Source organism: Vibrio harveyi (assembly GCF_030060435.1).
Lineage (GTDB): Bacteria > Pseudomonadota > Gammaproteobacteria > Enterobacterales > Vibrionaceae > Vibrio > Vibrio harveyi.
In genome coordinates this window covers 2,219,103-2,244,175 of the sequence record NZ_CP125876.1, presented here as the reverse complement: position 1 = coordinate 2,244,175, position 25,073 = coordinate 2,219,103, and the positions used below count along the sequence as shown (strand labels likewise).

Annotated in this window: 27 protein-coding genes and 1 riboswitch; of the genes, 6 read left to right on the top strand and 21 right to left on the bottom strand. The window is 44.7% G+C overall.

Annotated features, from left to right (window positions below; translation table 11 throughout):
• Nucleotides 1-149: 149 nt before the first annotated feature.
• The gene (locus QMY49_RS26350; RefSeq protein WP_239210776.1) at nt 150-1,274 is read right to left on the bottom strand and encodes a mandelate racemase/muconate lactonizing enzyme family protein; all 1,125 of its coding nucleotides are present in this window, start codon (nt 1,272-1,274) and stop codon (nt 150-152) included.
• Nucleotides 1,275-1,284: 10 nt separating this feature from the next.
• On the bottom strand, nt 1,285-2,640 hold the full coding sequence (locus tag QMY49_RS26345) for an FAD-dependent oxidoreductase (protein ID WP_009696263.1): 1,356 nt from the start codon (nt 2,638-2,640) through the stop codon (nt 1,285-1,287).
• 148 nt (nt 2,641-2,788) lie between these two features.
• Between QMY49_RS26345 and QMY49_RS26340 the strand changes: the two genes are divergently transcribed.
• Together QMY49_RS26340 and QMY49_RS26335 are read left to right on the top strand one after the other, a co-directional pair.
• On the top strand, nt 2,789-3,442 hold the full coding sequence (locus tag QMY49_RS26340) for a GntR family transcriptional regulator (protein ID WP_005453503.1): 654 nt from the start codon (nt 2,789-2,791) through the stop codon (nt 3,440-3,442).
• 170 nt (nt 3,443-3,612) lie between these two features.
• Complete coding sequence (locus tag QMY49_RS26335) at nt 3,613-4,068, top strand: prepilin-type N-terminal cleavage/methylation domain-containing protein (protein WP_283315476.1); 456 nt, start codon at nt 3,613-3,615, stop codon at nt 4,066-4,068.
• An 84-nt stretch (nt 4,069-4,152) separates the two neighbouring features.
• Here the strand turns inward: QMY49_RS26335 and QMY49_RS26330 are convergent, their stop codons facing one another.
• Together QMY49_RS26330 and QMY49_RS26325 are read right to left on the bottom strand one after the other, a co-directional pair.
• Nucleotides 4,153-4,872 carry an SDR family oxidoreductase gene (locus QMY49_RS26330; RefSeq protein WP_005453507.1) on the bottom strand — a complete coding sequence of 240 codons (720 nt, stop codon included), beginning with the start codon at nt 4,870-4,872 and terminating at the stop codon, nt 4,153-4,155.
• 229 nt (nt 4,873-5,101) lie between these two features.
• Nucleotides 5,102-5,407, bottom strand: a complete 306-nt coding sequence (locus QMY49_RS26325; RefSeq protein ID WP_009696260.1) for an isoamylase early set domain-containing protein — start codon at nt 5,405-5,407, stop codon at nt 5,102-5,104.
• A gap of 193 nt (nt 5,408-5,600) precedes the next feature.
• On the opposite strand from QMY49_RS26325, the gene QMY49_RS26320 reads away from it, so the two are divergent.
• Together QMY49_RS26320 and QMY49_RS26315 are read left to right on the top strand one after the other, a co-directional pair.
• Nucleotides 5,601-5,978, top strand: a complete 378-nt coding sequence (locus tag QMY49_RS26320; protein ID WP_005453511.1) for a hypothetical protein — start codon at nt 5,601-5,603, stop codon at nt 5,976-5,978.
• A gap of 87 nt (nt 5,979-6,065) precedes the next feature.
• A complete protein-coding gene (locus QMY49_RS26315; protein WP_005453513.1) occupies nt 6,066-6,665 on the top strand; it encodes a thiol:disulfide interchange protein DsbA/DsbL in 600 nt (199 codons plus the stop codon).
• Between the two features lie 55 nt (nt 6,666-6,720).
• On the opposite strand, the gene QMY49_RS26310 is transcribed toward QMY49_RS26315, so the two are convergent.
• From QMY49_RS26310 to QMY49_RS26265, 10 genes are all read right to left on the bottom strand, one after another.
• On the bottom strand, nt 6,721-6,966 hold the full coding sequence (locus QMY49_RS26310) for a hypothetical protein (RefSeq protein ID WP_005453516.1): 246 nt from the start codon (nt 6,964-6,966) through the stop codon (nt 6,721-6,723).
• Between the two features lie 153 nt (nt 6,967-7,119).
• Nucleotides 7,120-7,566, bottom strand: coding sequence for a DUF3429 domain-containing protein (locus QMY49_RS26305; protein WP_005453517.1), 447 nt, complete (start codon nt 7,564-7,566; stop codon nt 7,120-7,122).
• Nucleotides 7,567-7,577: 11 nt separating this feature from the next.
• Nucleotides 7,578-8,123, bottom strand: coding sequence for a glutathione peroxidase (locus tag QMY49_RS26300; RefSeq protein ID WP_074051718.1), 546 nt, complete (start codon nt 8,121-8,123; stop codon nt 7,578-7,580).
• A gap of 109 nt (nt 8,124-8,232) precedes the next feature.
• Nucleotides 8,233-8,889 carry a 3,4-dihydroxy-2-butanone-4-phosphate synthase gene (ribB, locus tag QMY49_RS26295; protein ID WP_005453519.1) on the bottom strand — a complete coding sequence of 219 codons (657 nt, stop codon included), beginning with the start codon at nt 8,887-8,889 and terminating at the stop codon, nt 8,233-8,235.
• A gap of 173 nt (nt 8,890-9,062) precedes the next feature.
• Nucleotides 9,063-9,203: riboswitch (FMN riboswitch) on the bottom strand.
• A 122-nt stretch (nt 9,204-9,325) separates the two neighbouring features.
• Nucleotides 9,326-9,943, bottom strand: coding sequence for a lipase family protein (locus tag QMY49_RS26290; RefSeq protein ID WP_005453520.1), 618 nt, complete (start codon nt 9,941-9,943; stop codon nt 9,326-9,328).
• 59 nt (nt 9,944-10,002) lie between these two features.
• Nucleotides 10,003-11,859, bottom strand: coding sequence for an MFS transporter (locus tag QMY49_RS26285; protein WP_017188704.1), 1,857 nt, complete (start codon nt 11,857-11,859; stop codon nt 10,003-10,005).
• 183 nt (nt 11,860-12,042) lie between these two features.
• Nucleotides 12,043-12,402 carry a hypothetical protein gene (locus tag QMY49_RS26280; RefSeq protein ID WP_009701806.1) on the bottom strand — a complete coding sequence of 120 codons (360 nt, stop codon included), beginning with the start codon at nt 12,400-12,402 and terminating at the stop codon, nt 12,043-12,045.
• A 10-nt stretch (nt 12,403-12,412) separates the two neighbouring features.
• Nucleotides 12,413-13,150 carry a helix-turn-helix domain-containing protein gene (locus QMY49_RS26275; RefSeq protein WP_029790062.1) on the bottom strand — a complete coding sequence of 246 codons (738 nt, stop codon included), beginning with the start codon at nt 13,148-13,150 and terminating at the stop codon, nt 12,413-12,415.
• 1 nt (nt 13,151) lies between these two features.
• Nucleotides 13,152-13,805, bottom strand: coding sequence for an HD domain-containing protein (locus QMY49_RS26270; protein ID WP_074051716.1), 654 nt, complete (start codon nt 13,803-13,805; stop codon nt 13,152-13,154).
• A gap of 106 nt (nt 13,806-13,911) precedes the next feature.
• Entirely contained in the window at nt 13,912-14,682 is a 771-nt protein-coding gene (locus tag QMY49_RS26265; RefSeq protein ID WP_283315463.1) for a YMGG-like glycine zipper-containing protein, read from the bottom strand.
• Between the two features lie 542 nt (nt 14,683-15,224).
• Here QMY49_RS26265 and QMY49_RS26260 point away from each other — a divergent pair.
• Entirely contained in the window at nt 15,225-15,407 is a 183-nt protein-coding gene (locus QMY49_RS26260; RefSeq protein WP_005453531.1) for a hypothetical protein, read from the top strand.
• Nucleotides 15,408-15,457: 50 nt separating this feature from the next.
• Here the strand turns inward: QMY49_RS26260 and QMY49_RS26255 are convergent, their stop codons facing one another.
• From QMY49_RS26255 to QMY49_RS26230, 6 genes are all read right to left on the bottom strand, one after another.
• Nucleotides 15,458-16,735, bottom strand: a complete 1,278-nt coding sequence (locus tag QMY49_RS26255) for a cytosine deaminase (RefSeq protein ID WP_009696249.1) — start codon at nt 16,733-16,735, stop codon at nt 15,458-15,460.
• A gap of 9 nt (nt 16,736-16,744) precedes the next feature.
• Nucleotides 16,745-17,983 (bottom strand): cytosine permease, encoded by a 1,239-nt coding sequence (gene codB, locus QMY49_RS26250; RefSeq protein ID WP_038899256.1) that lies wholly within the window; start codon nt 17,981-17,983, stop codon nt 16,745-16,747.
• Between the two features lie 813 nt (nt 17,984-18,796).
• Nucleotides 18,797-20,143 carry a magnesium transporter gene (locus tag QMY49_RS26245; protein ID WP_009696247.1) on the bottom strand — a complete coding sequence of 449 codons (1,347 nt, stop codon included), beginning with the start codon at nt 20,141-20,143 and terminating at the stop codon, nt 18,797-18,799.
• Between the two features lie 74 nt (nt 20,144-20,217).
• Nucleotides 20,218-21,540 (bottom strand): ABC1 kinase family protein, encoded by a 1,323-nt coding sequence (locus tag QMY49_RS26240; protein ID WP_047515303.1) that lies wholly within the window; start codon nt 21,538-21,540, stop codon nt 20,218-20,220.
• Between the two features lie 101 nt (nt 21,541-21,641).
• Nucleotides 21,642-22,865: an HlyD family secretion protein gene (locus tag QMY49_RS26235; RefSeq protein WP_283315455.1), complete on the bottom strand. Its 1,224-nt coding sequence runs from the start codon at nt 22,863-22,865 to the stop codon at nt 21,642-21,644.
• Nucleotides 22,865-23,191: an MFS transporter gene (locus QMY49_RS26230; RefSeq protein ID WP_005433326.1), complete on the bottom strand. Its 327-nt coding sequence runs from the start codon at nt 23,189-23,191 to the stop codon at nt 22,865-22,867. The genes QMY49_RS26235 and QMY49_RS26230 overlap by 1 nt, the downstream gene beginning before the upstream one ends.
• Before the next feature lie 107 nt (nt 23,192-23,298).
• Between QMY49_RS26230 and QMY49_RS26225 the strand changes: the two genes are divergently transcribed.
• Nucleotides 23,299-24,300 carry an AraC family transcriptional regulator gene (locus QMY49_RS26225; protein WP_017188710.1) on the top strand — a complete coding sequence of 334 codons (1,002 nt, stop codon included), beginning with the start codon at nt 23,299-23,301 and terminating at the stop codon, nt 24,298-24,300.
• A 76-nt stretch (nt 24,301-24,376) separates the two neighbouring features.
• Here the strand turns inward: QMY49_RS26225 and QMY49_RS26220 are convergent, their stop codons facing one another.
• Nucleotides 24,377-25,066: a VV20781 family protein gene (locus QMY49_RS26220; RefSeq protein ID WP_049536526.1), complete on the bottom strand. Its 690-nt coding sequence runs from the start codon at nt 25,064-25,066 to the stop codon at nt 24,377-24,379.
• Nucleotides 25,067-25,073: the final 7 nt, after the last annotated feature.

Here is a 25,073-nt window from a genome sequence, read left to right as displayed (position 1 = left end):
ACGGCCTTGTTTATTGTCACTGACACTCAGGGTGTCTGCCTTTCTCCCGTTCCCATACGAGTAATTAGAAAGGCAGACAGTGTAGGGGTAGAGGGATGTCAGTCTTTTGCTGTCTCTGTATTAATTGTTTATGTCGTGAAGCATGCGGTTTATTCGAAAACGTACGATGCCACAGACATTTCTTTCACTTTGTCCCAATCCATTTCAACACCTAAGCCATTGCCTTTAGGAGCACGGACATAACCTTCTTTGTCGGTGCGGATAACGGTTTTCGACGCTAGCTCAAAGTCTTCGTAAGGGTAGAATTGTTCAAAGAATTTACAGTTGTTATGCGCAAGAGCGACGTGCAGGTTTGCGGCTTGCGTTAGCGTGTAACCCATTGATTGGATCTCTAGGTTCTTAGAGAAGCCCTCTGCAATGTGGAAGCATTTGTTTAGAGGTGTAATACCACCGCAAACCGTCGCGTCTTGGCGAATGTCAGACCACATCTCTTGTGATAATGCATAGGTCACTTCTTGCAGTGTTAACAAGCAGTTACCATGACTAGAAATCTCAAGGTCAGTGTTTTTAACTAGGCGTTTATAAGTGTTGTAGTCGTAATCAGAAACCGGTGCTTCTAACCATTCCCAGTGGTAGCGCTCTAGGCGTTTGGCCATTGCCATTGCTTGTTCTGGCGTGTAGAAGGTTGCCGTATCAAGCATGAATCGAATGCCTGTTTTGCCGTAACGAGCCTGAACTGCGTCAACAAGGGCAACGTCCTTTTCGTACACGCAGTAGCAGTGAAGCTTGATTGCTTTAAAGCCGTGTGCAATACAGTCGTCTAGGTACGGGAAGTACTCTTCTACGGTGTCGAACATTGGCGTCGATGCGTAAGACAACATTTTGTTTCGAGCGCCACCTAAAAGCATGTAAAGAGGCATGCCCGCTTTTTTGCCTTTGATGTCCCATGCTGCAATATCAATTGGCGCTTTAGCCGGCAGACCACCCCAAGTACAACGCGCCATTAACCAGTTGTAGAGCTCTTGAGTTGCCAATGGATTTTTACCCAGTAAACCTGGAACTATGGTGCGTTGAGATTCGATAATGCAGCGGTCAAAATCGTTCTCTGTGTAGCTGATTGTTGCGCCTAACCCCTCTGTACCATCGTTACAAATTAGACGGACGATGTTATTGGTGTATAACAAAGGTTCTTGGTTATCTGCCCATGGTACAGGTGCTGCATCGCGGTCTGCTACAGCGTAAAGTTCTACACGTTCAATTTTTAGATCGGTCATTTTTCAGTCCTTACAGGCGTGAGCCATTTTTAATCATGGTGGCGCGAATCTCCGCGACATTTAAGTCACGAATCGCCGTATTTGTATCAATCGCTTGTGCAGCAGCAACGCCAGCTGCATGACCAAGCTCAAAGCATTGCGCGGTGACGCGAGCAGAAGCAAGCGCTTCGTGTTCAGCGCTCAAGCATCGACCAGCAACAATGATGTTTTCACCAACCACTGGCACTAGCGTATGGAATGGGATGTCGTAGTAATCGTTAATTAGCCAGTGCAGTTTTGGTTTATCGCCGGAGTGCAATTCAATAGGCCAAGGGGTACGGCAAATACCGTCTTCACGCTTGCGACAGTTAACAACGTCTTCATTAGTTAGCGTTTCGATACCAACAATAGAGCGCGTTTGACGAATGCCGACTTCTACACCGGTGTCGACAACGAATGCCTGTTCACAACCTGGAACAAAGTTATTCAAGAAACGGGCGTACTCACGAACTTGGCGACGACCGAACACTTCGGCTTCTGTGAAATCTTCAGGATCAATGACGTTCAGCATGCGTCCATCTTGACCTGCAAGGCGTGTCGCATTAACCATCAGCTCATTCGCGCGTGTGGTCGGGAAAATCCAAATCTTATGACGTGGCAACTGGTATTCGCCGCTTTCGTTGGCTGCAAGAATATTTTCGGTGACTTTTGGAGGGCAGATCGTGTCGTTGCCGTAGTAGTCAAGATAAGTGTCCATATCGACACCGCCAAAACGGAAGAACATGGTTGGGTTTTGGATACGACCATTGTCGCCAAAGTAATAATCCATGCCCGCACGAGCTACCACAGCAGCATCACCAGAAGCATCGATGATCTGTTTACTTAAGATGATACTTTGCCCTGCGTTTGATTCGATGATCACGCCTTTAAATGTGTCACCTTCCATGATCACGCCAGTGACTGACGTATGGAATAGAGTTTTGACATTTGCTTGCTCTAGGAAATCATCAGCAACTTCACGCCACATCAAAGGATCGTGCGTCACTGTGTACGTTTTACCGTAACGCTGTGGAGCAGTGACACCACCTTTGTTTTCTAATGCTTGACGAAAACGTTCTGTAAAACCGAATACTACTTGTTCTGGCTGTGCATTTTCATCGTCCGATGCCATGTACATACCACAAATAGTGCCAGATAAGCCCGCGACGGCAGCACCACCACAAAAACCGTATTTCTCAATTAGCCAAGTGTTCTTACCTAGACGACCAGCCGTTTCAGCTGCGGCAACACCAGCAGGACCTCCGCCAATGACTAGCACTTCTACTTCAGCCAAAACAGGTAGGTCAGGAGTGTGTTCATAACGACGGATAATGTTCCAAGATTTCATTCTTACCTCACTAATAGATGACTGATGTTCATCTGATATATCAGTTGTATGTTTTTAATATATTCGTATTTCTTTTTTTGGTACAATGGCAAAACTTCTTATCGTGAGATTGCTCACTAAAAGATTGATCAATGGAATAGGAACGAGAATGACCGTAAATTCAGTCAATAAGACAGAAGTTGCATACAGCAAACTTGAAAAAATGATCATCTTCCGCGAATTAGAACCAGGGAGTATGGTCAGTGAAAAGCAGTTGGCAGAAGAGTTAGAGCTTGGGCGAACGCCAGTTCGAGAAGCGTTACAAAGATTGGCTTATGAATGTATGGTTGAGATCCACCCGCGACGTGGAATTCAAATCCCAGCAATCTCTGTCGAGAGCCAACTAAAGATCCTAGAAGTCCGTCGCGACATTGAAGCCTTATGTGTCAACTACGCTGCCTCGCGAGCAAGTGTTGAAGAGAAGCAGCAGATGTTAATGTTGGCTGAGCAGTTAGAAGCTTGTGCAGAAAACAAAGATGACCTGCTTTACGCGTCTTTACTTAAAGAAATCCATACCTTGCTCGTCAAAGCTGCATGTAATGAATATCTACAGTTAGCGATGGCACCACTACAAGGTTTATCCCGTCGCTTTTGGTTTGCATTTAAAAACCAAGACTCAGATTTGGTTGAAGCATCTTCTCTTCATGCTGCCGTTTTACGCGCTGTCAGCCATACTGATGCCGAGGAAGCGGTCACGGCATCACATCGCCTAAATGACTACCTAACTGATGTGGCTTATCGAACGATTAAGCCGAGGAAGTAAAGAAGGTTTCTTCTTCAGCGTTAGCCGATTGAGCCGAGCAAGCAACTGCTCGGCTTTTTTGTCTACGAAGTGCACGACCTCTTACAAACGCTTACGTGGCGACTGTGTGGTTATGAAATAATTTTCTTCATTACTTTGGTGGCTTGCTTGGATTTGTAGAGAGATAGATTATGAGGAGAAGCAAAGGGTTTACTTTGTTAGAGCTGGTTATTGTTGTCGTTGTATTGGCCCTCGTGTCTGTCACTTCTGCACCTCGAATTTTAGGTTTTTTTAGTGATGGACGCGTGGCAAAATTAAAAGAAATCGAAGCGGTGATGAAAACAGGCTCGGATATTGTGTTCTCTAAGGCCCTGACTCAAGGCCTTGAAAACCAGTGTTATACCTATATCGATGACATTTATACCTGTAATGGGTATCCCACTGCACACCGAGATAATGTTTTGCGGAGCTTTAATATCGATGCTGAGCAAGTTTACGTTACATACAAAGGCAGTGATGCCGCGGGTAGGGAAGCGTTTATTGGCTTTACGAAAGATAACGTGTGGCACAAGAAATGCTACGTTTATTACAAAGATGCTGTCTCCGGCGGTAGCGTTACGGTCGCCTCATTTACCGAAGATTGCTGATTACATGAAGAGCGTTGATTACATAAAGAGAAAAAGCGGCTTTGAAGCCGCTTTTTGAATTTTGTCGTCTTAAAATCGTATAGATTAAGGCTGTTGCTTAGTTGGTGCTAATGCAATTTCACGGATGCAAACGTTTTGTGGCTGCTGGTAAGCAAATACAACTGCACGTGCGATGTCATCAGCAGCAAGAACGCCGCCCATGTCCTCTTTCCATGCGCCGTAACCATCTTTGATTTCTTGCGATGTTGTGTGAGAAAGCAGTTCGGTTTCTACCGCACCAGGGGCAATTGTTGTTACACGAACATTCGATGCTGCGACTTCTTCACGAACGTTTTCAGAAATCGCGTGAACCGCAAATTTAGTACCACAGTAAGCTGCGTGATCAGGGAACGTTTTCTTGCCTGCGATTGAGCTGATGTTGATGATAGTACCGCTGTTACGTGATTTCATTGGTGCAAGCACAGACTGCATGCCGTTTAGCAGACCAAGTACGTTCACGTCGAACATGCGTTTCCATTCTGATGCATCTTGTGTGTCAATTTGACCAAGTAGCATCACACCTGCGTTGTTTACTAGTGCATCAGCTGGACCAAATTTCTCTTCCGCTTTCGCAATCGCAGCTTCAAATGAAGACTTGTCTGTTACGTCTACTTTCTCACATAGCGTGTTTGGCAGGTTTAGGGCTTCCAAACGTTCTACACGACGAGCAAGAAGAAGAAGTGGGTGACCTTCATCGCTTAGACGACGGGCAATTGCTTCACCGATACCAGAACTTGCACCTGTAATTACAATCAGTTTTTTCATCTTTTGTTTCCTTCATCTCTTTGTTTGAGAGTTGCTTTTGTATGAGAGCAGCTTTTAGTTAAGAACATCTATCTCGCTGCGATGTGGGTATATTAAGGAAATGGCTTTTGTTGATATATATCGCTTTAGGTAAAACACTGTTGTTGTATGGTAACAATTAATGGTAACTCGATGAAAAATTGGCGATAAAAAGGCGCACTGAGTACGCCTATCTTTTCTGTCTGTGTGATTAAGCTGGTTGCTCTTGAGTGCACACGACGCTGTTATCACTGCCAAAACCATTTGGTACGTAGGCATCCGCTTGTGGGTCGTTTTCCCACTCAGCTTCGTTAAATAGGTAACGGAACTGAATATTCTGTTCTTTCGGCAAGCGTGTTTTAAATTTAAACTGTCCACTTTTCTTCACGAGCTTCATTGGTTCTGGTTGCCAGTTGTTAAAGTCGCCTGCAATTTGAATCGACTCCCACTGGTTTTTGTCTAGCTCGAACGTGACTTCGACTTCGTCTTTTGTTTTAAAGAATCTCTTTTTAAGCATTAATCTTTCCTTGTTTGTACAAAAACTGATCTAACTATTACTCAGGTTTCATAAGGATTTCAAGTGTTATCGGCATTGCAGTCCGTATCGAGTGTCAGAATCCTCTGGTTTGTGAACGTGCTACTAAGTGATTGGCTTGTATGAAAAGAAGGATTCTGTATGATGAAGATTCACCATATTTTGAAGAAGTTGTATGCCGAGTTTTAACCGTACATTCCTGACGACAATGCTTTGTCTATTAGCCATGTTGCTAACGGGTGTCGTGTCGAGTGTGCGTGCAGCAACGGCACCAATTGAAGTGAGTTCAAACAAAGACCCTGTCGCTGAACTTCATCAAAAAATGGGTGTAGATAATAAGGATTGCATCGAGTCGCACCATAGTGATCACTTGATGGAAAAAGGGCAGCAAGCACATACCAGTTGCAGTTCTTCCTGTATCGTGAAAATTCCAACTAACCTTTTGCAAGATGATGTCATCTTGCTCCCGCATAGCCTCGCACTGATCGATAAATCACCCACACCGAAAGCAGTGACTGTGGTTTATAAACCTTACCGTCCTCCTATTGTTTGATCCTTTTATTGATCACAAACCAGCCCAGCTGGGCTTTTTAAAAACTCACTAATGAATACGGCACACGTGTGCCTGAAGGAATCAAACATGAAAAAGCTATTTGCTCTTTGTAGCACTCTATTACTGGCATTCACTGCTCACGCTGCGCAATTTGAAGCGGGTAAACATTACAAAGTGTTGGACGTAGAGAAGTCGAAGAAACCGACAGTAACCGAATTTTTCTCTTTCTATTGCCCACACTGTTACAAATTTGAATCAGTCATCGATAACCTAAAACCATCGCTACCAAAAGACGCGAGTTTTGAGAAAGTACATGTCGCATTTATGGGCGGCAATATGGCGGTGCCGATGGCGAAGTCATACGCGACAATGGTGTCTTTGGGCGTAGAGAAGACGATGGTACCGGCGATGTTTGCTCAAATTCACCAGAAACGTCAAGCACCTCAAAATGAAGCTGAATTGAAGCAAATCTTTGTGGACAATGGGGTAGATGGTAAGAAATTTGATGCGGCATACAACAGCTTTGCCGTAAACTCGATGCAAAAGGGTTTCGATAAGCAGTTTAAGCAAAGTACGTTGACTGGTGTTCCGGGGGTGGTTGTTAACAACAAGTACATCGTATTACCGAACGAAATCCGAAGCTACGATGAGTACAACAAGTTGGTAAACTACTTACTAACGCTTTAATTATAAAATGAAAAATGGCGACCAATGAGGTCGCCATTTTTTTGTTTTGTTCGCTTTAGCGTAGGACGGCTGTGCAAGCTGCTGTTGGCATATCGGTCATAAAGATCGCGTTTGGGTAAAACAAGCTCGCCATGGTGACGGCAACGTTACAAGGTTGGGCTATAGTGGTTTTCACCACGGTATTTAAAACCACGCCAGTGTTATTCACCGTATTGACCGCAGCTTGATGAGCTTGGTAAGACACGCAACCTGCTGTTGCGTTGATAACTGCAGTACTAAAAAGAAGTTTACGAAAAAACATATTCATATCCTTTGTGAATGCTTTTGAGTACTTATATGCTTGCCTGTTCATAATTGGAACAAAACAGTGTTCAAAATTGCTATAGGTTCACGAAATGAACATTGTTTTATATAACAACAGTAATTTTGTGATCTGGTAGGTGGACAGACCAGATTATGCAATTAAAACCAACCCATGCATGAGCACTACGCCTGTCGTGAGCTTGCCTCGCATCATCTGGTAACCTTTTGGCTCCGCCTCTTTTTCTATTTTCCGAATCAGCTTTTCCGCGTACCAAACGGCAATGTAACCAGCAGCCAATAACAGAGTTGCAATCAAATAGTGTTTGTTACCTTGTAGTAGCGCTCCCCAAGCGAGTAGTACAAATAAATTACTGAGCACCAATGCATTGCGACTCAAGCGGTGATAAAAATGATCAATAGCATTGCCCCAAAGTACCCCTGAGAGAAAACTCAAAATCACTGCACTGTAAGCGATAAAAAATTGTTCCCCAGACAAGTTAAACAAAGTTCTTTCCGTAACGATGAGAACCAAGCTGAACAGAAATGGCAACAGCCCCAAATAACCCAATTGCAACATCGTCGTACGTGTGGTTGTCATAGCTGCCTTCCTTACAGTTGCTGTTCAATCATGTTAGTAAGCGTAGTACTTGTTGGAGAGGTTGAGCTTGAGAAGGTCGCGACGACTTTGCCTTCTTTATTGATCAAGAATTTGTAGAAGTTCCATTTCGGTGTAACGCCCGCTTGGGTACTGATCTGGGTAAATACTGGATTTGCATCCTCACCTAGGACTGACGTTTTAGCCATCATAGGGAAGGTGACACCATAGTCGAGGTAACAGATTTTTGCGGTCTTCTCTTCGCTACCACGGTCTTGACGAAAGTCGTTACTAGGAAAGCCGACAACTGAAAAGTTTTGATCTTTGTACGTTTGGTGTAGCTGTTCCAGTTGCTCGAATTGGGGAGTGAAGCCGCATTGGCTCGCGGTGTTCACAACCAATAGTGTTTTGCCTTTAAAGGCATCACACAGGGCTATTTCTTCTGTTGAATTGAGAAGTCGTTGCTTACCTTGCAAGATATCTGGGCAACTCGATGCAAAAGTCAAAGAGCTGGTGGAGAGTAGTGTCGCGATAAGTGCGCTGCGAGTAATTCCTTTCATGATGTTGATTCCTTTTATTTTTACTAAGTATAACTACTAGAAAAGGAACCAAATCGATCAAAAAAGCCGCTGAGTTCAGCGGCTTTTTACTAGAGCAAATACGTGTTGATTACGCTAGCTTCAAATCAAATTGATTACGGTAAGCAACCATATCTTCGATGGTCAGTACTGGCATGTTGTGTAAACGACCAAACGCGACGATCTCTGGTGTTTTTGCCATAGTGCCATCTGGATTTGTCACCTCACATAACACGCCAGCAGGCTGCAAACCTGCCATTTGCATTAGATCGATAGTGCCTTCTGTGTGACCACGGCGAGTCATTACGCCACCAGGACGAGCGCGCAGCGGGAACACGTGACCAGGACGAGCCAAGTCGTCTGGTTTTGCATTTGGATTAGCAGCTGTTTTGATGGTCGTCACGCGGTCAGCGGCAGAAACGCCAGTTGTTACACCATGTTTTGCTTCAATAGAAACCGTGAAAGCCGTTTGGTTTGCGCTGTTGTTGTTTACAACCATTGGTGGCAGTTCCAACTTGTCTGCTTGAGCATCGGTCAGACACAGACAAACAATACCGCTGCATTCGCGGATCATAAGAGCCATTTGCTCATTGGTTAAGTGCTCTACGGAATAAATGATGTCGCCTTCGTTTTCACGATCTTCATCGTCGAGAAGAAGTACGCCACGACCTTCTTTAAGTGCGATAAGTGCGTTTTCAACGCGAGTAATTGGGTCGCCAAATTCGGCAAGTAGTGATGACTGATTCATGGTTAACTCCTAAATATCACCAGAATCAGGGCGGTATGAGGGATCGTCACACTTTATGCATGCGCTGAGCCGCCAACGGTAAGTTGGCACAAACCCACGCAATAAAAATGCGATCCAAAAAGAAGTGCACCAGTGTTCATCAACAAAGAACGTTGAGGAAAACGCTGATGTTTTCTTATTCTCTTTCATCCGGACTATAACCGTCGGCTCTGGCATCTCACCAGATCTGCTGACCTCGACGAATCGAGCGCTCGCGGGCTCACTCAAAAGAGTATACCGCCGGTGGGGAATTTCGCCCCGCCCTGAGAACATTGAATCCAACCAATATGGTCAGAAGTAAAAAACTCCGACACTCAAATGAGTGGTCGGAGTAGGGATAGTACTGCGAACGCCTTGGCTTGAAAAGTAGATTGCAACTACTTGATGGAAAAGTGCGCTATCGGCTGAAGTGATCAGTTTTGATAAAGTGATCAATCTGTGCAGGTACGTAGGTGTTGTATATAAGGCTGGTATGAGTTTGTTTGGTCTCAATATGGTCTTGCATGCCCTCTAAGCGTGTCTCATCGACAGTAACCGTACCGTCAGACATGGTGTTGTCTCTGTGCATTAGAATGGGTCTTGCACCAATTGCCATCGTGCCAGCGATGCTGCCAAGCTTTTGTGGGAAAGTCCAACTGTCCTCGTGCTTATTTAGACCATGGTATGGTGAGTTACCAAGAATCGCACCTAAACCTAAATCCTGAATGCGAGTCACGATGGAAGCGCCTTTCAGCGGTGAGCCAATTGCAACAACGTGAGAAACGAGGCTTGTCGATGGTTTTCTGCTCGCGAGGTATCGTTTAATCATCAAGCCACCTAGGCTATGACCCACTAACACATTAGCAGTCAACGGGTTAAGCGCTTTGTCGATGGAGTTAAATAGCGATTCTTCATTAATTGAAACCGTGTTGTAACTCAATACTTGGGTCTCGTAGCCCAGCTTTCTCAGCTTTTGGCTAAGAGGCTGCATGACCAGCCCATGCATATAAAGACCATGTAAGATGATGATTTTCATAATACCTCCTAGATTTATGATGTTGATTTTATCCTACTAAATTCTCCACAGGGCTACTGTCAGCGAATTAGCAAATCTTGCACTTCTTTTTGTAACAAATGGCGATCTAGTGTGGCTGGTTGCAATAACTCACCGATATTGACTTCGATACGAGACCAAAAGCGAGTAGGGCGTTTAGTTAACGCATGTCCATTTTTGTGACTGAAGAAAGATCCCCATAAGCCTTTTAACGCCATTGGAATCACGGGTACAGGTGTACGCTTTAAAATCTTCTCAACACCGGGTCTGAACTCGCCTAGTTCGCCATTTGAGGTCAAGCGACCTTCAGGGAAGATACAAACAACTTCATCGTTACTAAGAGCCTGCTCAATCTGTTCGAAAGCTTTTTTGTAAGTCTCTGCGCATTTGCGTGGAGAGCAAATTGGGATGACGCCAGCATGGCGGAAGACGTATTTAAGAACAGGCAGCTCGCTGATTGATTTGTCCATCACAAATCGCACTGGGCGGGTTGATGTGCCCATTAGAATCAAAGCATCTACATAGCTCACATGGTTTGCCACAATCAGGGCTGCACCTTGCTCTGGGATGTGCTGACGACCAGTTACGGATACTCGGTACAAACAGTGGCTTAGTAAGTAGCTAACAAAGCGCTGAGTAAACTCAGGTACTTGGCGGTAAACGTAGACAGCTACGATGAAGTTACCGACGGCCAAAATGGCAAACAGTTCAACGATAGAGAACTCTAAAACACTTAAGATCAAGATTGAAACAGCAGCAGAAGCGACCATAAATAGTGCATTCATTATGTTATTGGCTGCAATAGATTGAGCACATTCGCCTTCTTCAGAGCGTGATTGGATAAACGCATAAAGGGGAACAATAAACACACCGCCGCTCACACCAACCAAGAACAAATCGATCATCACTCGAATATGCGAAGACTGAGTAACAAAGTTATGTATATCGTAATACTGACTTGGAAAAGATTCGATTGCAGGCACCGCCCATAAAAGGTCTGCACTGAAAATTGTTAAGCCCAAAATACCAAATGGCAGAATGCCCAGTTCTACTTGATTGAAAGACAACTTCTCACATAGCCATGAACCCGTAGCGATACCAATTGAAAATAGAGCCAATAATAGAGAAACCACAGTGCTGTCTGCGAATAAGTGTTCGCGAGCAAAATTCGGAAATTGGGTCAGGTAAGTTGCGCCCATAAACCAGAACCAACTGATGGCTAGAATCGACATCCAAATACCGCGTTGTTTTTGTGCCAGTTTGAGCGTTTTCTTCAAACCAGTAATAGGCTCGAGCTTTACTTTGTCACTTTTCTTACTTGGCAGAGAAGGGATGTTAGCGCTGCTTAACAGACCAAGCAGAGATAGCGTAATCACAATGCAAGAGGCGATAATCATGCCGTTTGGAACTGCGAGCAATAGACCAGCGCTTAATGTACCAATCAGAATCGAAAGGAAAGTCCCCATCTCAACCCAAGCGTTACCTTTCACTAGTTCATTCGACTTTAGCGCTTGAGGAAGTAGAGCGTATTTCACTGGACCGAAATAAGCCGATTGAGTACCAGTCATGAAGAGGAGGACGAGCATCAGGATAGCACTCTGCGTCATAATGGCAGTCGCAGCGCAACTCATGATCACTAATTCAATAAGTTTTAAGCGGCGGATCAATTTTGCTTTGTCCATGTTGTCTGCAATCGCTCCTGCGTGGGCAGAAAACAGAAAAAAGGGAAGGATAAACAAGCCAGCTGCAAGGTTAACAAAAAGGTCAACCGACATTGGCAGTGAGTCAATTTGGCTGTACGTCACCATCAGTAAAAGAACATTTTTGTAGATATTGTCGTTCAGTGCACCAAGGCACTGAGTGACGAAATAAGGGAAGAATCGTTTAGTGAGAAACATGCTGGCTCCGTAAAGGCGAAATAGCGTTGAGATGGGAGCACTTTAAAGGCTTGGTTTTAGGAAGCCAGTGTGAAGAAAAGAGTTACGTTATGAGAAACCAAAAGTAACACTTAATGCTACTTTTGATTGCATAAATTCGTGATTTGATACGAACTGGTGCTTTTATGTATTACGCGTATGAATTTAGTGTCGGAACCAGACACTGAGCATTCTCAATGTGACAAATAGGATGAAGCCAGACAATCCTATAAAGCCCAAAGCAATGAGATAAAAAAACAGACGTACCATGCGAGCTTTCATTCGTTTGAAAAAGCCAAGGCTTGGCGTAAGCTCTGGAACATGCTGAAAGCTTGAGATCATCACCCAAGCGGCAAGAGCCCATAAAGCCGCTACACCACTCGGAATCAGGTAAGACTCTTTAACCATATTGGAAAGTTGCAGAAGCGTGGCAACGAACACAGCAAAACCACCAAATGCAATTAACACGAATAAAGGGAGAATAGGTCTTGTCTTGATAGATAGGCTTTTGAGTTTATCGAGCATCAGGTAGTCCCTATTTACGTTCCCAAGGCTTAAACAGCGGAAATGTCCAGCGACGCATGGCAATCACTAGAGAAGTACCGTGTTTCTCGTTCATGTCTAATGAGTCGTCGCTTTGGCAGATTTGGTAAAACTCATCAATGACCTTCTGTAGCTTCTGTTGCATCTTTTTGTTTGTTGGCAAGCTCATCAGCCCCGTCGCCATCACCAGTTTTTCATCTTCGGCGGAGAAATAGCTTTGGAAGAAGGCATCTTGAACTTGTTGTTGGAAGAAACGCTGAATAGGACCGCCAGTGTGCCAACGAAAAGTCGGGGAGATACGTAGACGAATCTTATTGCCTGGTAGCAAGTCAATGATATTGAGGCGGTCGAGTTGTGCGAGCTTTTGTATGAGCTCCAATTCATCAAAGGTGTATTGCTCGATGATTTGCTCGAAGCGATAACCATTAACCACACATACCGCAACAAGCAACAAGCCTTTATCGTCGACCAGCTGCTTTTCTTGTTCTAACGTGAGCGATTCCAGCCCTTTGTTACGTGCCGCTGATAGCTTAAACAATTCTGCCATTTCCAAACCAATTAGTTGACAGATTCGCTCCAACCGATCGAGGCTAATTTGACTGCCTTCTGCCAATAAGCGCTTTACGGAACCTTCGCTTAAGCCCAAGTGTTTTGCTACATCGACATAGTGTATACCGGACAACTTGAGCTGGCGTTTAAGCTCTTTAATTAGGTTGTGACTTTCCGACATATTAACCTTCTACTTCTTGGCGCAACTGTTCTAAGTAAGATTGCATAAACGCTTTACGCTTCACAGCTTCTTCATACGCCGCTTTGGTGTTCATCGTATCTACAATTTTAAACAGTTTGGTTTGGAAGTGATCGATGGTGAATCGTTTATCTTCCAGTTCTCGATGCTCTGCAAACATATCCTGTTCGTTATACAAGGTGGCATCAAATAGCGTGCTGACTTGAATACAGCGTGTAACGCCAATAGCGCCAAGCGCATCTAAGCGGTCTGCGTCTTGGACGACCTGAGCTTCCAAAGTATTCGGCGTAATATTGGCGCTAAAACTGTGCGATTCGATCGCGTGGGCAATGGCGTCATGGTATTGAGCAGGATAATCGATACTTTCAAGAAACGAAATGGCTTTGGTTGCCGCAATAGCGGAGCTTTGTTTACGGTTTGGGTGATCTTTGGGATAGGTGAAACAATCATGCAAATAGGCTGCGGGTAACACAACTGCTAACTCAGCGCCTTCTTTAAGTGCAAGTTGGCGAGCTGTCTTGACTACGCGGCGGACATGGCTGAGGTCGTGAGCCGCATCGGTTTGCATCTCTTGTTGCATAAATTGAAGGAACTGAAACTCAAATCGGTTGAGCTCTGATGTATTGAGTTGAGACATGGATTTCTTCTAAAAAATAAAGGCTTAGACAGAGTATGCCTAAGCCTTTATTAAATTGCCAAATGAGACGTTGTTATTGCGATGTTACGATGAATACGTTGTCGTTTTATTGTGTACGAGTGAAGCGGAACGTCTGCACTTTTTGCTCTGCTCCGTCGATGTATGCATAGCTATCGATGGTCCAAACGTTTGGACCTGCGAAACCTAGTTCCACACGTACATCACCGGTTGGAATTCCTTGATAGATAACGTCGTTAATGTTCATCGGATAAAAGTTGTAGCGATTGCTTTGCGCTTGTTGCTCGCCTGCAAATGCGACCGATACATCTTTTGCTTGATTAGTTAATGTCAATTGATAGCCAGCTTGTTGGTCGAACGTGAATGCGGCATTAAGGTCAACACCTTGCGAGTTGGTCACCTTAATATTTGCTTCTGTTGTTTTCGCCAGAGAACCGTGCGCTTGTAAGCCGTCTAAGTCTTTAAAATCGCGATTGTGGTTTTGGACGTTTACGTTCCAATCCCCAACAAAGTTATCGATTTCTTGCCATTGCTGAGGTGCGTTGGTGGTTGCTGTATTCTGACCGCCATTGATGCCACCAATCGCTTCGTTACGGCTATCATGGCGAATGTTTTCTCGATTGTTGTGAATATCTGCGCCAGCTCCTGCTACTCCGCCAGCAACACCACCTGCGACAGCGCCTTTCATTGCAAGCTCTGCGTCGCCAGTTAATGCGCCCATAGTAAGACCGAGAAGTGCGCCGCCAGCGGCTCCTTGTTTTGTTAATGCATTTGGATCGTCTTCTCCCGGAGTCACGCATCCTGCAAGTAGGGGAAGAGATAGCGCCGCGACCAATGTTGTTTTGTTGAAAATGTTCATGTGTTCACTCCGAGATGTTTGGTTCGGAGCTATTATTGAACGCTGTTTGATTGTGAATCCACTTATCTCGCTGATAACCGTCAGTTATCACATGTAAATAATTTTTATTAAAAAGCTCAAATCTTAACTGAGTAGCTCGATAAAAAAGAGATAAAGAAAAGGGTCAACATCGCTGTTGACCCTATATGGTTTTATTCTTTTATTTTATAAGCACTAATTTTGACGTTGTTAGTGGTAAATCTACTTTGGGCGATTTTTGGCTTTTTAATATAAAGCTCAAATAACTTGCTAACTTTAGTGCTTGTTCAACACGAGTGCAAATATTTATTACGTAAACTATCTATATTCTGAAATATAATTTGAAGTAATATCACAACAGATAACAATCTAAAATGGTGGAAATAGCGCAAGATCGCTTGTGCTGTCTCATGTTTGAGCCAAGCATAAACTGGATCGCCATTTTGTGATCTGGATCAATATTAATCCTCCTTCAGAGGGATAGCATTCACGCGAAATTGAGAATTATAAATTGAGCCTAAGCTATGCAGGATTTATATGAGCTAGAGCGTAAGTTGGTGGAATACGGCGCAGACATGAAAGGCTTAAAGGTTGTTCCTGCAATCATTGATCAAGATGGCAAGGTTGTTTATTTAGGGAATACACCCTCGTTGCTAAGAAATGTCATTAGTTGCCGTAGACAGCTAACGCAACGCGTAAAGAAATAAAAAAGGGTCTGATGCAAGTCAGACCCTTTTTTGTATGTGCAGATTAGAGATTAACGCTTGTACGTTACTTGCTCTTGTTGACCAAGGTGAATGTGCGTTGTTGCCGGTTGAGTTTCAGCAATGACTTTACCGTGGCGAACAGAGTAGCGAACAGGTACTTGGCGGCGCACTGCATCAAAACCATTTTCTGCAGGAAGGATAAGCAAGCTACCTGGCTTACCTGCTTCAATGCCGTGTTTGTCTTGAATGTTCAGTGTGCGTGCTGAATTGGTGCTGATCAGATCAAGTGAGTTGTTGATTTGGTCGTAACCCATTACCTGACATACGTGCAGACCCATGTGCAGAACTTGCAGCATGTTTGCAGTGCCTAGTGGGTACCAAGGATCAAAGACGTCATCGTGACCAAAACATACGTTGATGTTGGCGTTCAACATTTCTTTTACACGAGTCACACCACGGCGTTTCGGGTAATCATCGAAGCGACCTTGAAGGTGGATGTTCACCAATGGGTTTGCAACAAAGTTGATGCCAGACATGCGTAGCAGACGGAACAGGCGAGATGCGTAAGCACCGTTGTAAGAGCCCATCGCCGTTGTATGGCTTGCGGTTACCTTGTGACCCATGTTGAACTTGTGCGCTAGCGCTGCAAGTGTTTCAACAAAGCGTGATTGCTCGTCATCGATCTCATCACAGTGTACGTCGATCAAACGGTCGTATTTCTGTGCCAGTTCGAAAACGTAGTGCAGAGACTCGATGCCGTACTCACGAGTGAATTCAAAGTGAGGAATAGCACCAATAACGTCAGCACCCAACTGAACTGCCTCTTCTAGCAATTCTTTGCCGTTCGGATAAGACAGAATGCCTTCTTGTGGAAACGCAACGATTTGGATGTCTACCCATTCTTTCATTTCTTCGCGTACTTCTACCATTGCTTTTAGAGCAATTAGAGTAGGGTCAGAAACGTCAACGTGAGTACGAACGTGCTGTACACCGTTTGCAATTTGCCACTTAAGTGTTTGTTTCGCGCGTGATTTTACGTCTTCAATCGACAGCATTTCTTTGCGCTCAGCCCAACGCTCGATACCTTCGAAAAGTGTACCAGAGATGTTCCAGCTCGGCTCACCAGCGGTTTGCGTGGTGTCTAGGTGAATGTGCGGCTCACAGAATGGCGCGACAGCCATGCCGCCCTCCGCATCAAGAGTGTCACCTGTGTAATCTAGTTCTACATTATTGTCTTCAATACGCTTGAATTGACCATCCTCAATCAAAATTTGCTGGAGACCTTCCTGTCCCTTAAGCGTTGCGTTCTTGATCAATAGTGTTGTCATGATGGTTCCTTACGCTGGCTGCTGTGCCAGTGTCTTTTTATTAAGAATAGGATTTAGAATCAGGTAGCTGATTGTGCCGCCTAGTACCGCGTTCACAGGTACTACGCCCGGAAGGAAGTGACCTGCTGCAACGCCAATCGCTACCGCGATAATGCCAGCCCAGTTGACCGTTTGGAACTCTGCTGCTGCGAAATTTGTGTAACGTTTACGGTTCATGAAGAAGTCCGCAATAATGACGCCACCAATTGGTGGAATTGCAAGCGATAGGAAGGTTAACCAGCCTACAAAGTTATTGTACAGCCATAGTGCGCACAATGTACCTATTAAACCGTTTGCCATAGAGATGTATTTACTTGGCAAGCCTGTGATGTTGGAGAATCCTAGACCTGATGCGTAAAGCGCATTGTCATTGGTTGTCCAGATGTTTAAGCCAAGCACGATGATAGCTGGGATAAGAAGACCTTGCGCAATCATCACTTCTGAAATGTCTGATTGGCCGGTTACTGCGGCACCTGCGGCACCGAAGATGAACATCAATGAGTTACCGATGAAGAATGCCACCATTGTGACCATCACGGCACCTTTTGGCTTTTTGCCGAAACGTACGAAGTCTGCAGTTAGTGTCCCTGCACTGACAAATGAGCCAACGACCATTGCTAGCGCTACAGAGAAGTCGATAGGTTGCGCTGGTTGTACTTTTTGTAGCTCAGCTACACCACCAACGCTGTTTACCGCTTCGACTACTGAGTAACCACCAAGCAGAGCAATCGCTGGTACTGCAATCGCTGAAAGTACCATTAGTGCAGAGATACCGAAGTAAACCGTTGCAGTCATGAGTAGACCAGAAATGATAATGAGTGTGTTTGTGTCAATGCCTGTTGCTTTGTTTACTGGAATTGCAAACATAGCCACGCCAACACCAAACCAACCAACTTGTGTGCCGCCAAGAAGAGCGGAAGGGAGCCAAGAGCCTTTAGAGCCAAATGAGAAACGAGCAAGGAGGTGAGTAGAGAGACCAGTAGAAGCGCCGATGTAACCGAGGAAAGAAGTGTAGATGCCGAGGATTAGGTTACCAATAAGAACAGCGAGGAAGAAATCATCAAAAGAAAGTCCGGTACCGAGCGAACCGCCTGTCCACATACTTGCGGAGAAGAAAGTGAGTCCCAACATTACCATGGTTAATGATGCAACACCCTTTCTGGCAGTGTTAGGAACCGGTCCAAGACTGTAGTTATTGTCTGCAGCCATTTTTACCTCCGCAAAGAAAATTAAAACGAATTATAGATCCCAATTTCTGGGCAAACGGCGCGTATTATCGTGATGTAAATCTCATAGTCAATGAGTTTTTTGTCACTTAAGCGTTTGCTTTAAGGTTTTTATTTATTAATGCTTTTTAAAACATGGTGTTATGGTTTTTTGAAAAATCAAAAAAGTTTAGCTACAAGTGGGTTTTGTTTTCTGTAATGTGTAATGAAATCGGTGTCATTGGTGGTTCGTGGTTATGATGTCATATTTATGTGGTTTGTTTATAAAATTGCGATTTGATTGATTTTAGTGATGGTTGGCAAACGTTTTTATGAGCTTGCTGGTAACCGTTGTTTGTTATTTAATCGAAAGGCGATTTGTAAGCTTATTCTTTTGTAAGTTTGACTTGATGATTTGGGTTAAGTGGGTGTTTATAACAGATAACGTCGTAACTTTTACGTGTGTAATCGATTGTAAAGTTATTCAATAAGGTTGATTGCTGAGCGCGGGAGGGTAAATCGAAGAAGTTGGAGAAGGAATAGACAAAAAAATAGCCAACCGCAAAGAGTGCGATTGGCTTATATACTTGTGAACAAATTCAAGTTCACTAACAACGTCAGTTGGCTAGGTGACCCTCGGCTTAAGAAGGGTCACTTTAAATAATGCAGTTAGTGTGCCAACTTTAAAACCACCGAAAAAACACGGTTTCTGTGATATGAGTTGCCTAAATTTAGCTGTTTGTTGCAAATTGCAAATGCGGATTGCAATTTGTAATTATTATGCTAATGATGAATTAATTAACTAGAGTAATTCTTTTTATAACATTACTAGGCTTGCGGTACCTAAGAAGGCAAAGAAGCCAACGACATCCGTTACCGTGGTCAGAATCACTGAGCCCGCCAATGCTGGATCGAGTTTGAGCTTGTCTAAAACTATTGGGATAAGCACACCAAATAAGGCTGCAGTAACAATATTGACGATGATCGCCAGAGCAATGGTGCCGCCCAATACGGGAGATTGGAACCAAAGCCCTGCTAAACCACCGATGATCAGCGCCCACAGCAATGCATTAAGAGAGCCGATTCCCAATTCGTTTTTGAGTAATGCAAAACGGTTACCTGGAGTGATCTGGTTTAATGCCATAGCACGAACCATCAGGGTCAGTGTTTGGCTACCAGCGATACCACCCATTGAGGCTACTATTGGCATCAGCACAGCAAGGGCGACCACCTGTGCAATCACGTCTTCAAATAGACCAATGGTGACGGAGGCTAGAATTGCAGTGAGTAAATTTATACCCAACCAAACTCCACGCTTTTGCGAACTCTTTAAAACAGGGGCGAATAAGTCATCGCCTTCGTCCATACCGGTACCCGCCATCAAACGTGCTTCGTAGATTTCACGTTGAGTACTCAATGCAAATTGCCAATCCACTTCACCGATCAGGGTTTGATCCGCATCGGTAACCGGAAGTGCCGGAAGCGCACTGTGCTCAAGTGCTTCCACTGCTTCCGGAAGTTCCATTTTACTATCGAGTACGGTGACGGTCTCAATCGCTAAAGTTTTAAGGCGGACGTCAGCTTCACTACGCAAGATTTCATAGTAGTTTACCGCACCACGAAACTGTTTCTTACGGTTGATGAGATACACTTGCTGTGGTGTATCGTAGCTATAGCGCTCCATCAAGCGTCTTGCTTTACCAACGGTGATATTAAAAGGGAGGGTGATTATCTTACGCTCTGCCCAACGACCGAGTTGTTCGTCTTCGTATTCGTTCGCTTGATCATAAAGCTCAAGTTCATCTTTCTCGATAAGCTCTAGTGCTTCATTGATGAACTCTTCTGGCAGAGAGTCTGCCCATTCGATTAAAGATAAGTTATCTAGCTTGGCTAGCGTGAGCTTTAGCTCTATTTCCGATAATGCTTCGATGATAGAAAGACGCACTTCAGCACGCATTTCCGTTAGTACATCAATATGTAGCTCTAGTGGTAATGCACGCCACAAGCGCACACGATCATCGATAGGAAAGGCTTCGAGGATAAGCGCAACAGCACCGGGCTCGAGACCGCATTCGATAGAATCATTCAAAGCGGTGACTTGATCCGCTTCGTCTGCTTGGACAATTTGTTCGATTAGAGTGGAGAGGTCTTGAAACTTACTCACCGAGCACCCCGACAGTCAGATTATTCTTATAGGCAGCTGATCAAGGTACTCGAAAATAGCAGAAAAACAATAGCCTATTGGTTACTTATCTGTAGGTAAGGTGAGACCAATTGGCGAATGTTCACTTTTGCGCCAATACGGGCTGCCAGCAAGTACATTCCGCCGATCTTTCTATGTAGGAATAGGGCATCTGCTGGTGGCGTGTGCCAGTAGTCTTGCTCCATGCTTAGAATGGTGCCAGCTTCTCTAAGTTTCTGAGCTAAACCACTGGCTCTGAAGTCATAAGGCTCATCCACTAACATTGGCTCACATGCCATTTTTACCAAATCAAGAATCGCTTGGCGCTGCGTAGGCATGATGGTTGTGCTGAAGAAACCAATCTGTTCCAGTGCATCGTTCAAGCCTTGTTCGTCGTCGTTAACAACCGATGCAAAAGCTTGGCGATAACCAGTGCTGAATCGTTCGCTGTACTCGCGAGTCGCACCGAAATCTAACAAGCCGATTTGACGGGTGTTCTCTATGTACAAATAGTTGGCAAAGTTGGGATCGGTTTGCACCATCTTGAATTCGAACAGCTCTCGGAATAGCAATTCGAGCAGGCTGTGCATAACGAAGTCACGTGTATTTTGGTCATAGTGTTCAATTTGCTCAATCGGGCTGCCATCAATGAATTCCATAGCGAGAACGGATTCTGAACAACTTTCAGTGTGAATCTTTGGCACGACAAAATGAGGGTGATCCTTCAAAGCGTCATGATAACGAATGGCAAATTGCGCTTCTCGTGCGTAATCGGCTTCATCATGCAGTTGCTTTTTGGCTTCTTCCAGCAACCCTTTGTAATCAACAGACTCGGGAATCAACCCAACGACTTTGAGCAAAGTACCCACGTTGTCTACGTCGCTGTCGATGCTCTTTCTTATGCCAGGATATTGCACTTTGACTGCTAGGTTATCACCTCCGTCGCTGTAGGCTTGGTGTACTTGTCCGATTGAGGCACTGGCAATTGGCTTGAAGTTAAAGGACAGGAACTCGGCTTTCCAATTCGTCCCTAATGAACTTTCCATTACTCCATTTAGCTGTTTGGCTGGCATCGGGTCTGCGTTGGAGCGAAGGCGAGAGAGAATATCGGCGAGTTCAGGTTCTAAAACATCACCAGCATCCATTGAGAGCATTTGACCAAGCTTCATTGCAGCGCCACGCAAGTGAGCAAGTTGGTCTGTTAAACGCGCGATGTTTTGTGGCGTCAGCAACAGGTCTTTCGCTTTAGGTTTATTACCTTTGGCGATTTGTTTAGTGCCTTCTGCAATTACGTTGCCTGCGACACGGGTTGCAAGGGAAGCAAACTTGCTGAATCTTGAGATACGATGGGTAGGTAGGCTTCTTTCCTTTGCCGACATGAATCTTCTCCGCTTATGACTAACTATTTGTTATACGGGAAAAGTACGTGCTTGGATACAAATGAAAAGAAAACCGCCAGCAGAACTGGCGGTTTATGAGTTTAGATAGAGTAGAAGAAGTACAGTTGAGACTTCATTCGGATGATGATGCCACGAATCACATCCAAGAACGCTAGGAAACCGATCGGCTTCTCGCCGCTGACCCATGCTAAGCCAACCGAACCGACAGGGATATCGTAGCCTTCTGGCTCGTCAATCTTAAGGCGGACAAAGTGATGCTTATTCTGTAAGTTCTTGCCAGTTGTAGCGCGAACGGAATCATCCAAACCAAGTAGGTTGCCTTGTGACTCACCAGTCGCTTCAACAATGCCCTCTACGGTTGCAGAGAAGATCTTGCCAGGATAAACCGAAGAAGAGAATTCCGCAGGTTGACCTGGTTTGATGTTACGAATCGCTTGGTGATTGACGCGCATCAAAACGTACTTCTCGTTGGTGTACATATTGATACGCGGCATCATCGAAACACGTTGACCTTCACGCAAGATAAAGTTGGTCACAAAGCCATCTGCTGGTGCGTGAACTTTCGTACTGCTCAAATCCCATTGCGCTTTTGCAATTTGCTCCTCAGCTTGGCGCAATTCAGCCTGTTTGGTTTCAACTGCTAATTCTGCTTTATGAATTGCCAGTTTTGCTCGTGAGATATCAACTTGTTTCTTCTTAATTTGAGATTCAAGAGTTAACACGTTGTGGCGTGCCATATCAACGGCACTCGATTGTTTGTCGATGTCGCTTTCCGTGATGGTGTTTTGGACCACACGGTTTTGTTCAACGTAACGATCGAGCATCTTTTTCTGCAATTTGTAGTCAACTTTTGCCGCTTCTAATTGGCTCTTGGAGGTTTCTAGATCTTGTACCAGAGCTTGATGGTTTGCTTCTTCAATCTCGATATCACCTTGTGCTGTTGCCAGTGCTACTCGAGCCGAATCAACTGACACGTTTGCTTGGTTCAATGCGATCTCATACTGCGTTGGATCGAGTTCGTAAATGAGCTGACCTTTCTCAATCTGTTGATTTGGTTTGATGTAAATATGGTCAACTTTGCCTTTCACGTTGGTCGAATCTGGACGCAATTGGATGTGCGGTGATTGCACAACAGAGCCGCCAGATAAGTCCATAGGCGTGAAGTTAATGAGACCTACCCATACGAACATTAACCAACCTAAACCGCCAAGATAAGCGAACGATTTGGTTGCTTTGTTCCAAGGCATACCGACTAAACGGAGCAGGTAGATGAAGAGTGCCCATACCGCTAAACCTTCTAACATTATGCCTCCTCTTGTGGCTGTGTTTCTGTTTGCGGTTTACTTTTCCATGTATCACGCAGATTGATGATGGCTTTTTCCATATCAACGAATGCAAAGATTACGGCTAACACCCATACCCAGTGCCAGACAAATCCTATCCAGGTGAGGGCGGTGATAAGCCCTATCTGGTGATGGTCTTTGCTGTGTGCCTTATTGATTGGCAACTCATGGATTTTCCAAAAGCCGTAACATGCGCCAGCGACACTCGCGATTAAAACGACGGCAGCGACAACATGTAACGCTGTATCTGCGCCTGTTCCGACAAATGGGACACTCAGTAAACTCATTAAACACTCCTCTATCAAACTGTTGGCGTATTGTGATCTGGAATTGAAATAGGTGAGGGTTTGTGACAAATTCAATCACTAGGAGATTAAATTTGATGTGATTGGTTATGAAAACGGTTCGATTTATTCGCGCGATGGGTATTTTAAATATGCATAACCTCGCGTTATCTAAGTATAATTTGAGCTCTGAAGAGCTTGGGATCCCGTCGTCGGTGTTTCATAACCCAATGACATTGGTGCCTTTAAAGGCGGTCGCGGAATGGTATCGACGTGTTGAGCAACTCAGTAATGATCCTGATGTGGTGCTTAATTTGAGTCGTGGCATCGAATTGCAGAAACTCGGTCCTGTCGGTCGATGGTTATTTTCTGGTAACGATTTAGCCAGTACGATTCGACGTGTGAATTACGGAGTGAGTAACCTGCAATCGGGGGCTTTTTTTGCTGGCGAGCAGTCAGGGAAGATCATCAAGTGGACTTACCATAACCCCTTCGTTGAAACCTCAGTGAAAGTACATGACAGCATTCGCTGTGCGATTTTCATGATTAAGATTTTACGTGAATTTCTGGGACAAGATTACAAACCATTGCGCGTGATGATTTCTGGCTCTAGGAAAAACGGTGAGCTCTATAAAGAGTACTTTGGCTGTGAAGTAGAATGGAGCCAACCCAAGACCGAAATATGGATTAACGGCGATGACCGTCTCGCTTCTCGACAGATAATTCATCGCGAAGACAACCGTTTAGCAATGAGTTTTTCCGATTTGGATGATTTACTCAATATGCCCGATCCAGAAGATGAACTGAAAGTGATATATGAAGTGGTGCACTACAGCAGTCATTACGGATTACCAACGCTAGAGCGTGTCTCTGCGTTGTTAGGATTATCTGACCAGCAGTTTCAGCGCCGGCTTCATAAACTAGGTCTCAATTTCTCCACGGTATCGGGTTACGTATTGAGCAATGTTGCTGCGGGTTTGTTGAGTAAGCACGTCAGCATTGAAGATATAGCGGCGCGCCTCGGTTACACCAATGTGGCCAGCTTTAATCGTATGTTCAAAAAACATCGTGGTTTAACGCCTAAGCAATATGCGGCTCGATTGGAAAAATAGCCTTTGTAAGAACAAGTGTTGTTAGTAAACAAAAGCCGCTCGTTTTAGCGGCTTTGGTTTTTAGGGTATGAGACGTTTACTGCTCGGGACGCCAGCTCAGTGCACTTGCAACCGCACCTATAGCAACAACATCTTTTTGTTGCTCGCTAAGTTCTGGCAGCATCTGTACTGCGATTGTGCCGTTTGTTTGCACTGCCGCAATTTCTTGTGTGCCTTGTTTAAAGCTGTAACCCAATGGAATGTCTACCGCCATCATGGAATCAGGGCTAGTGTGTACGGTTTCCACATTGAAATGAGTGTCGCCAACGCGAACGGTGCCTGTTTCTTTCTTTTCTAAGCTGATATCAATCAGTGCCGATTTAGGCTCCATCGCAAACTCACCGACTTTTACACCGTCTTGGGTGATTTGGCATGTGTAAGGATCGTTTCCACCGAAATCGACGCCCATATAGTTAACTGACATGCCGCCGCCCGTGCAACTCAATAGCCAAGTTTTACCATTGTCGATGCGCGTGACTTCTGCACCCATCGCCCCGTCTTTAAACGATACGCGATTAAACCAGCTCGACTTTGAGGCGCTGCGTGAGTATTTTCCTTTGTACTTACCAGCAAAGTCGAAATAGCCATCAGCGCCAAATCCCCAGAAATCGCCATCGGTTTTGACCAACATTTCTGGTTGTGCTTTCACCGCATCGGATCGATCCATTACGGCGAGACCACCACAACCAACAAGGAACAAAGGGGCGAGCAAAGTAAGTTTCTTCATGTTTTTC

Bases quoted from the DNA above. Each gene is read 5' to 3' on its own strand.
- QMY49_RS26350 (WP_239210776.1), bottom strand. From the start codon at position 1,274: ATGACCGATCTAAAAATTGAACGTGTAGAACTTTACGCTGTAGCAGAC.
- QMY49_RS26345 (WP_009696263.1), bottom strand. From the start codon at position 2,640: ATGAAATCTTGGAACATTATCCGTCGTTATGAACACACTCCTGACCTA.
- QMY49_RS26340 (WP_005453503.1), top strand. From the start codon at position 2,789: ATGACCGTAAATTCAGTCAATAAGACAGAAGTTGCATACAGCAAACTT.
- QMY49_RS26335 (WP_283315476.1), top strand. From the start codon at position 3,613: ATGAGGAGAAGCAAAGGGTTTACTTTGTTAGAGCTGGTTATTGTTGTC.
- QMY49_RS26330 (WP_005453507.1), bottom strand. From the start codon at position 4,872: ATGAAAAAACTGATTGTAATTACAGGTGCAAGTTCTGGTATCGGTGAA.
- QMY49_RS26325 (WP_009696260.1), bottom strand. From the start codon at position 5,407: ATGCTTAAAAAGAGATTCTTTAAAACAAAAGACGAAGTCGAAGTCACG.
- QMY49_RS26320 (WP_005453511.1), top strand. From the start codon at position 5,601: ATGCCGAGTTTTAACCGTACATTCCTGACGACAATGCTTTGTCTATTA.
- QMY49_RS26315 (WP_005453513.1), top strand. From the start codon at position 6,066: ATGAAAAAGCTATTTGCTCTTTGTAGCACTCTATTACTGGCATTCACT.
- QMY49_RS26310 (WP_005453516.1), bottom strand. From the start codon at position 6,966: ATGTTTTTTCGTAAACTTCTTTTTAGTACTGCAGTTATCAACGCAACA.
- QMY49_RS26305 (WP_005453517.1), bottom strand. From the start codon at position 7,566: ATGACAACCACACGTACGACGATGTTGCAATTGGGTTATTTGGGGCTG.
- QMY49_RS26300 (WP_074051718.1), bottom strand. From the start codon at position 8,123: ATGAAAGGAATTACTCGCAGCGCACTTATCGCGACACTACTCTCCACC.
- ribB (WP_005453519.1), bottom strand. From the start codon at position 8,889: ATGAATCAGTCATCACTACTTGCCGAATTTGGCGACCCAATTACTCGC.
- QMY49_RS26290 (WP_005453520.1), bottom strand. From the start codon at position 9,943: ATGAAAATCATCATCTTACATGGTCTTTATATGCATGGGCTGGTCATG.
- QMY49_RS26285 (WP_017188704.1), bottom strand. From the start codon at position 11,859: ATGTTTCTCACTAAACGATTCTTCCCTTATTTCGTCACTCAGTGCCTT.
- QMY49_RS26280 (WP_009701806.1), bottom strand. From the start codon at position 12,402: ATGCTCGATAAACTCAAAAGCCTATCTATCAAGACAAGACCTATTCTC.
- QMY49_RS26275 (WP_029790062.1), bottom strand. From the start codon at position 13,150: ATGTCGGAAAGTCACAACCTAATTAAAGAGCTTAAACGCCAGCTCAAG.
- QMY49_RS26270 (WP_074051716.1), bottom strand. From the start codon at position 13,805: ATGTCTCAACTCAATACATCAGAGCTCAACCGATTTGAGTTTCAGTTC.
- QMY49_RS26265 (WP_283315463.1), bottom strand. From the start codon at position 14,682: ATGAACATTTTCAACAAAACAACATTGGTCGCGGCGCTATCTCTTCCC.
- QMY49_RS26260 (WP_005453531.1), top strand. From the start codon at position 15,225: ATGCAGGATTTATATGAGCTAGAGCGTAAGTTGGTGGAATACGGCGCA.
- QMY49_RS26255 (WP_009696249.1), bottom strand. From the start codon at position 16,735: ATGACAACACTATTGATCAAGAACGCAACGCTTAAGGGACAGGAAGGT.
- codB (WP_038899256.1), bottom strand. From the start codon at position 17,983: ATGGCTGCAGACAATAACTACAGTCTTGGACCGGTTCCTAACACTGCC.
- QMY49_RS26240 (WP_047515303.1), bottom strand. From the start codon at position 21,540: ATGTCGGCAAAGGAAAGAAGCCTACCTACCCATCGTATCTCAAGATTC.
- QMY49_RS26235 (WP_283315455.1), bottom strand. From the start codon at position 22,865: ATGTTAGAAGGTTTAGCGGTATGGGCACTCTTCATCTACCTGCTCCGT.
- QMY49_RS26230 (WP_005433326.1), bottom strand. From the start codon at position 23,191: ATGAGTTTACTGAGTGTCCCATTTGTCGGAACAGGCGCAGATACAGCG.
- QMY49_RS26225 (WP_017188710.1), top strand. From the start codon at position 23,299: ATGAAAACGGTTCGATTTATTCGCGCGATGGGTATTTTAAATATGCAT.
- QMY49_RS26220 (WP_049536526.1), bottom strand. From the start codon at position 25,066: ATGAAGAAACTTACTTTGCTCGCCCCTTTGTTCCTTGTTGGTTGTGGT.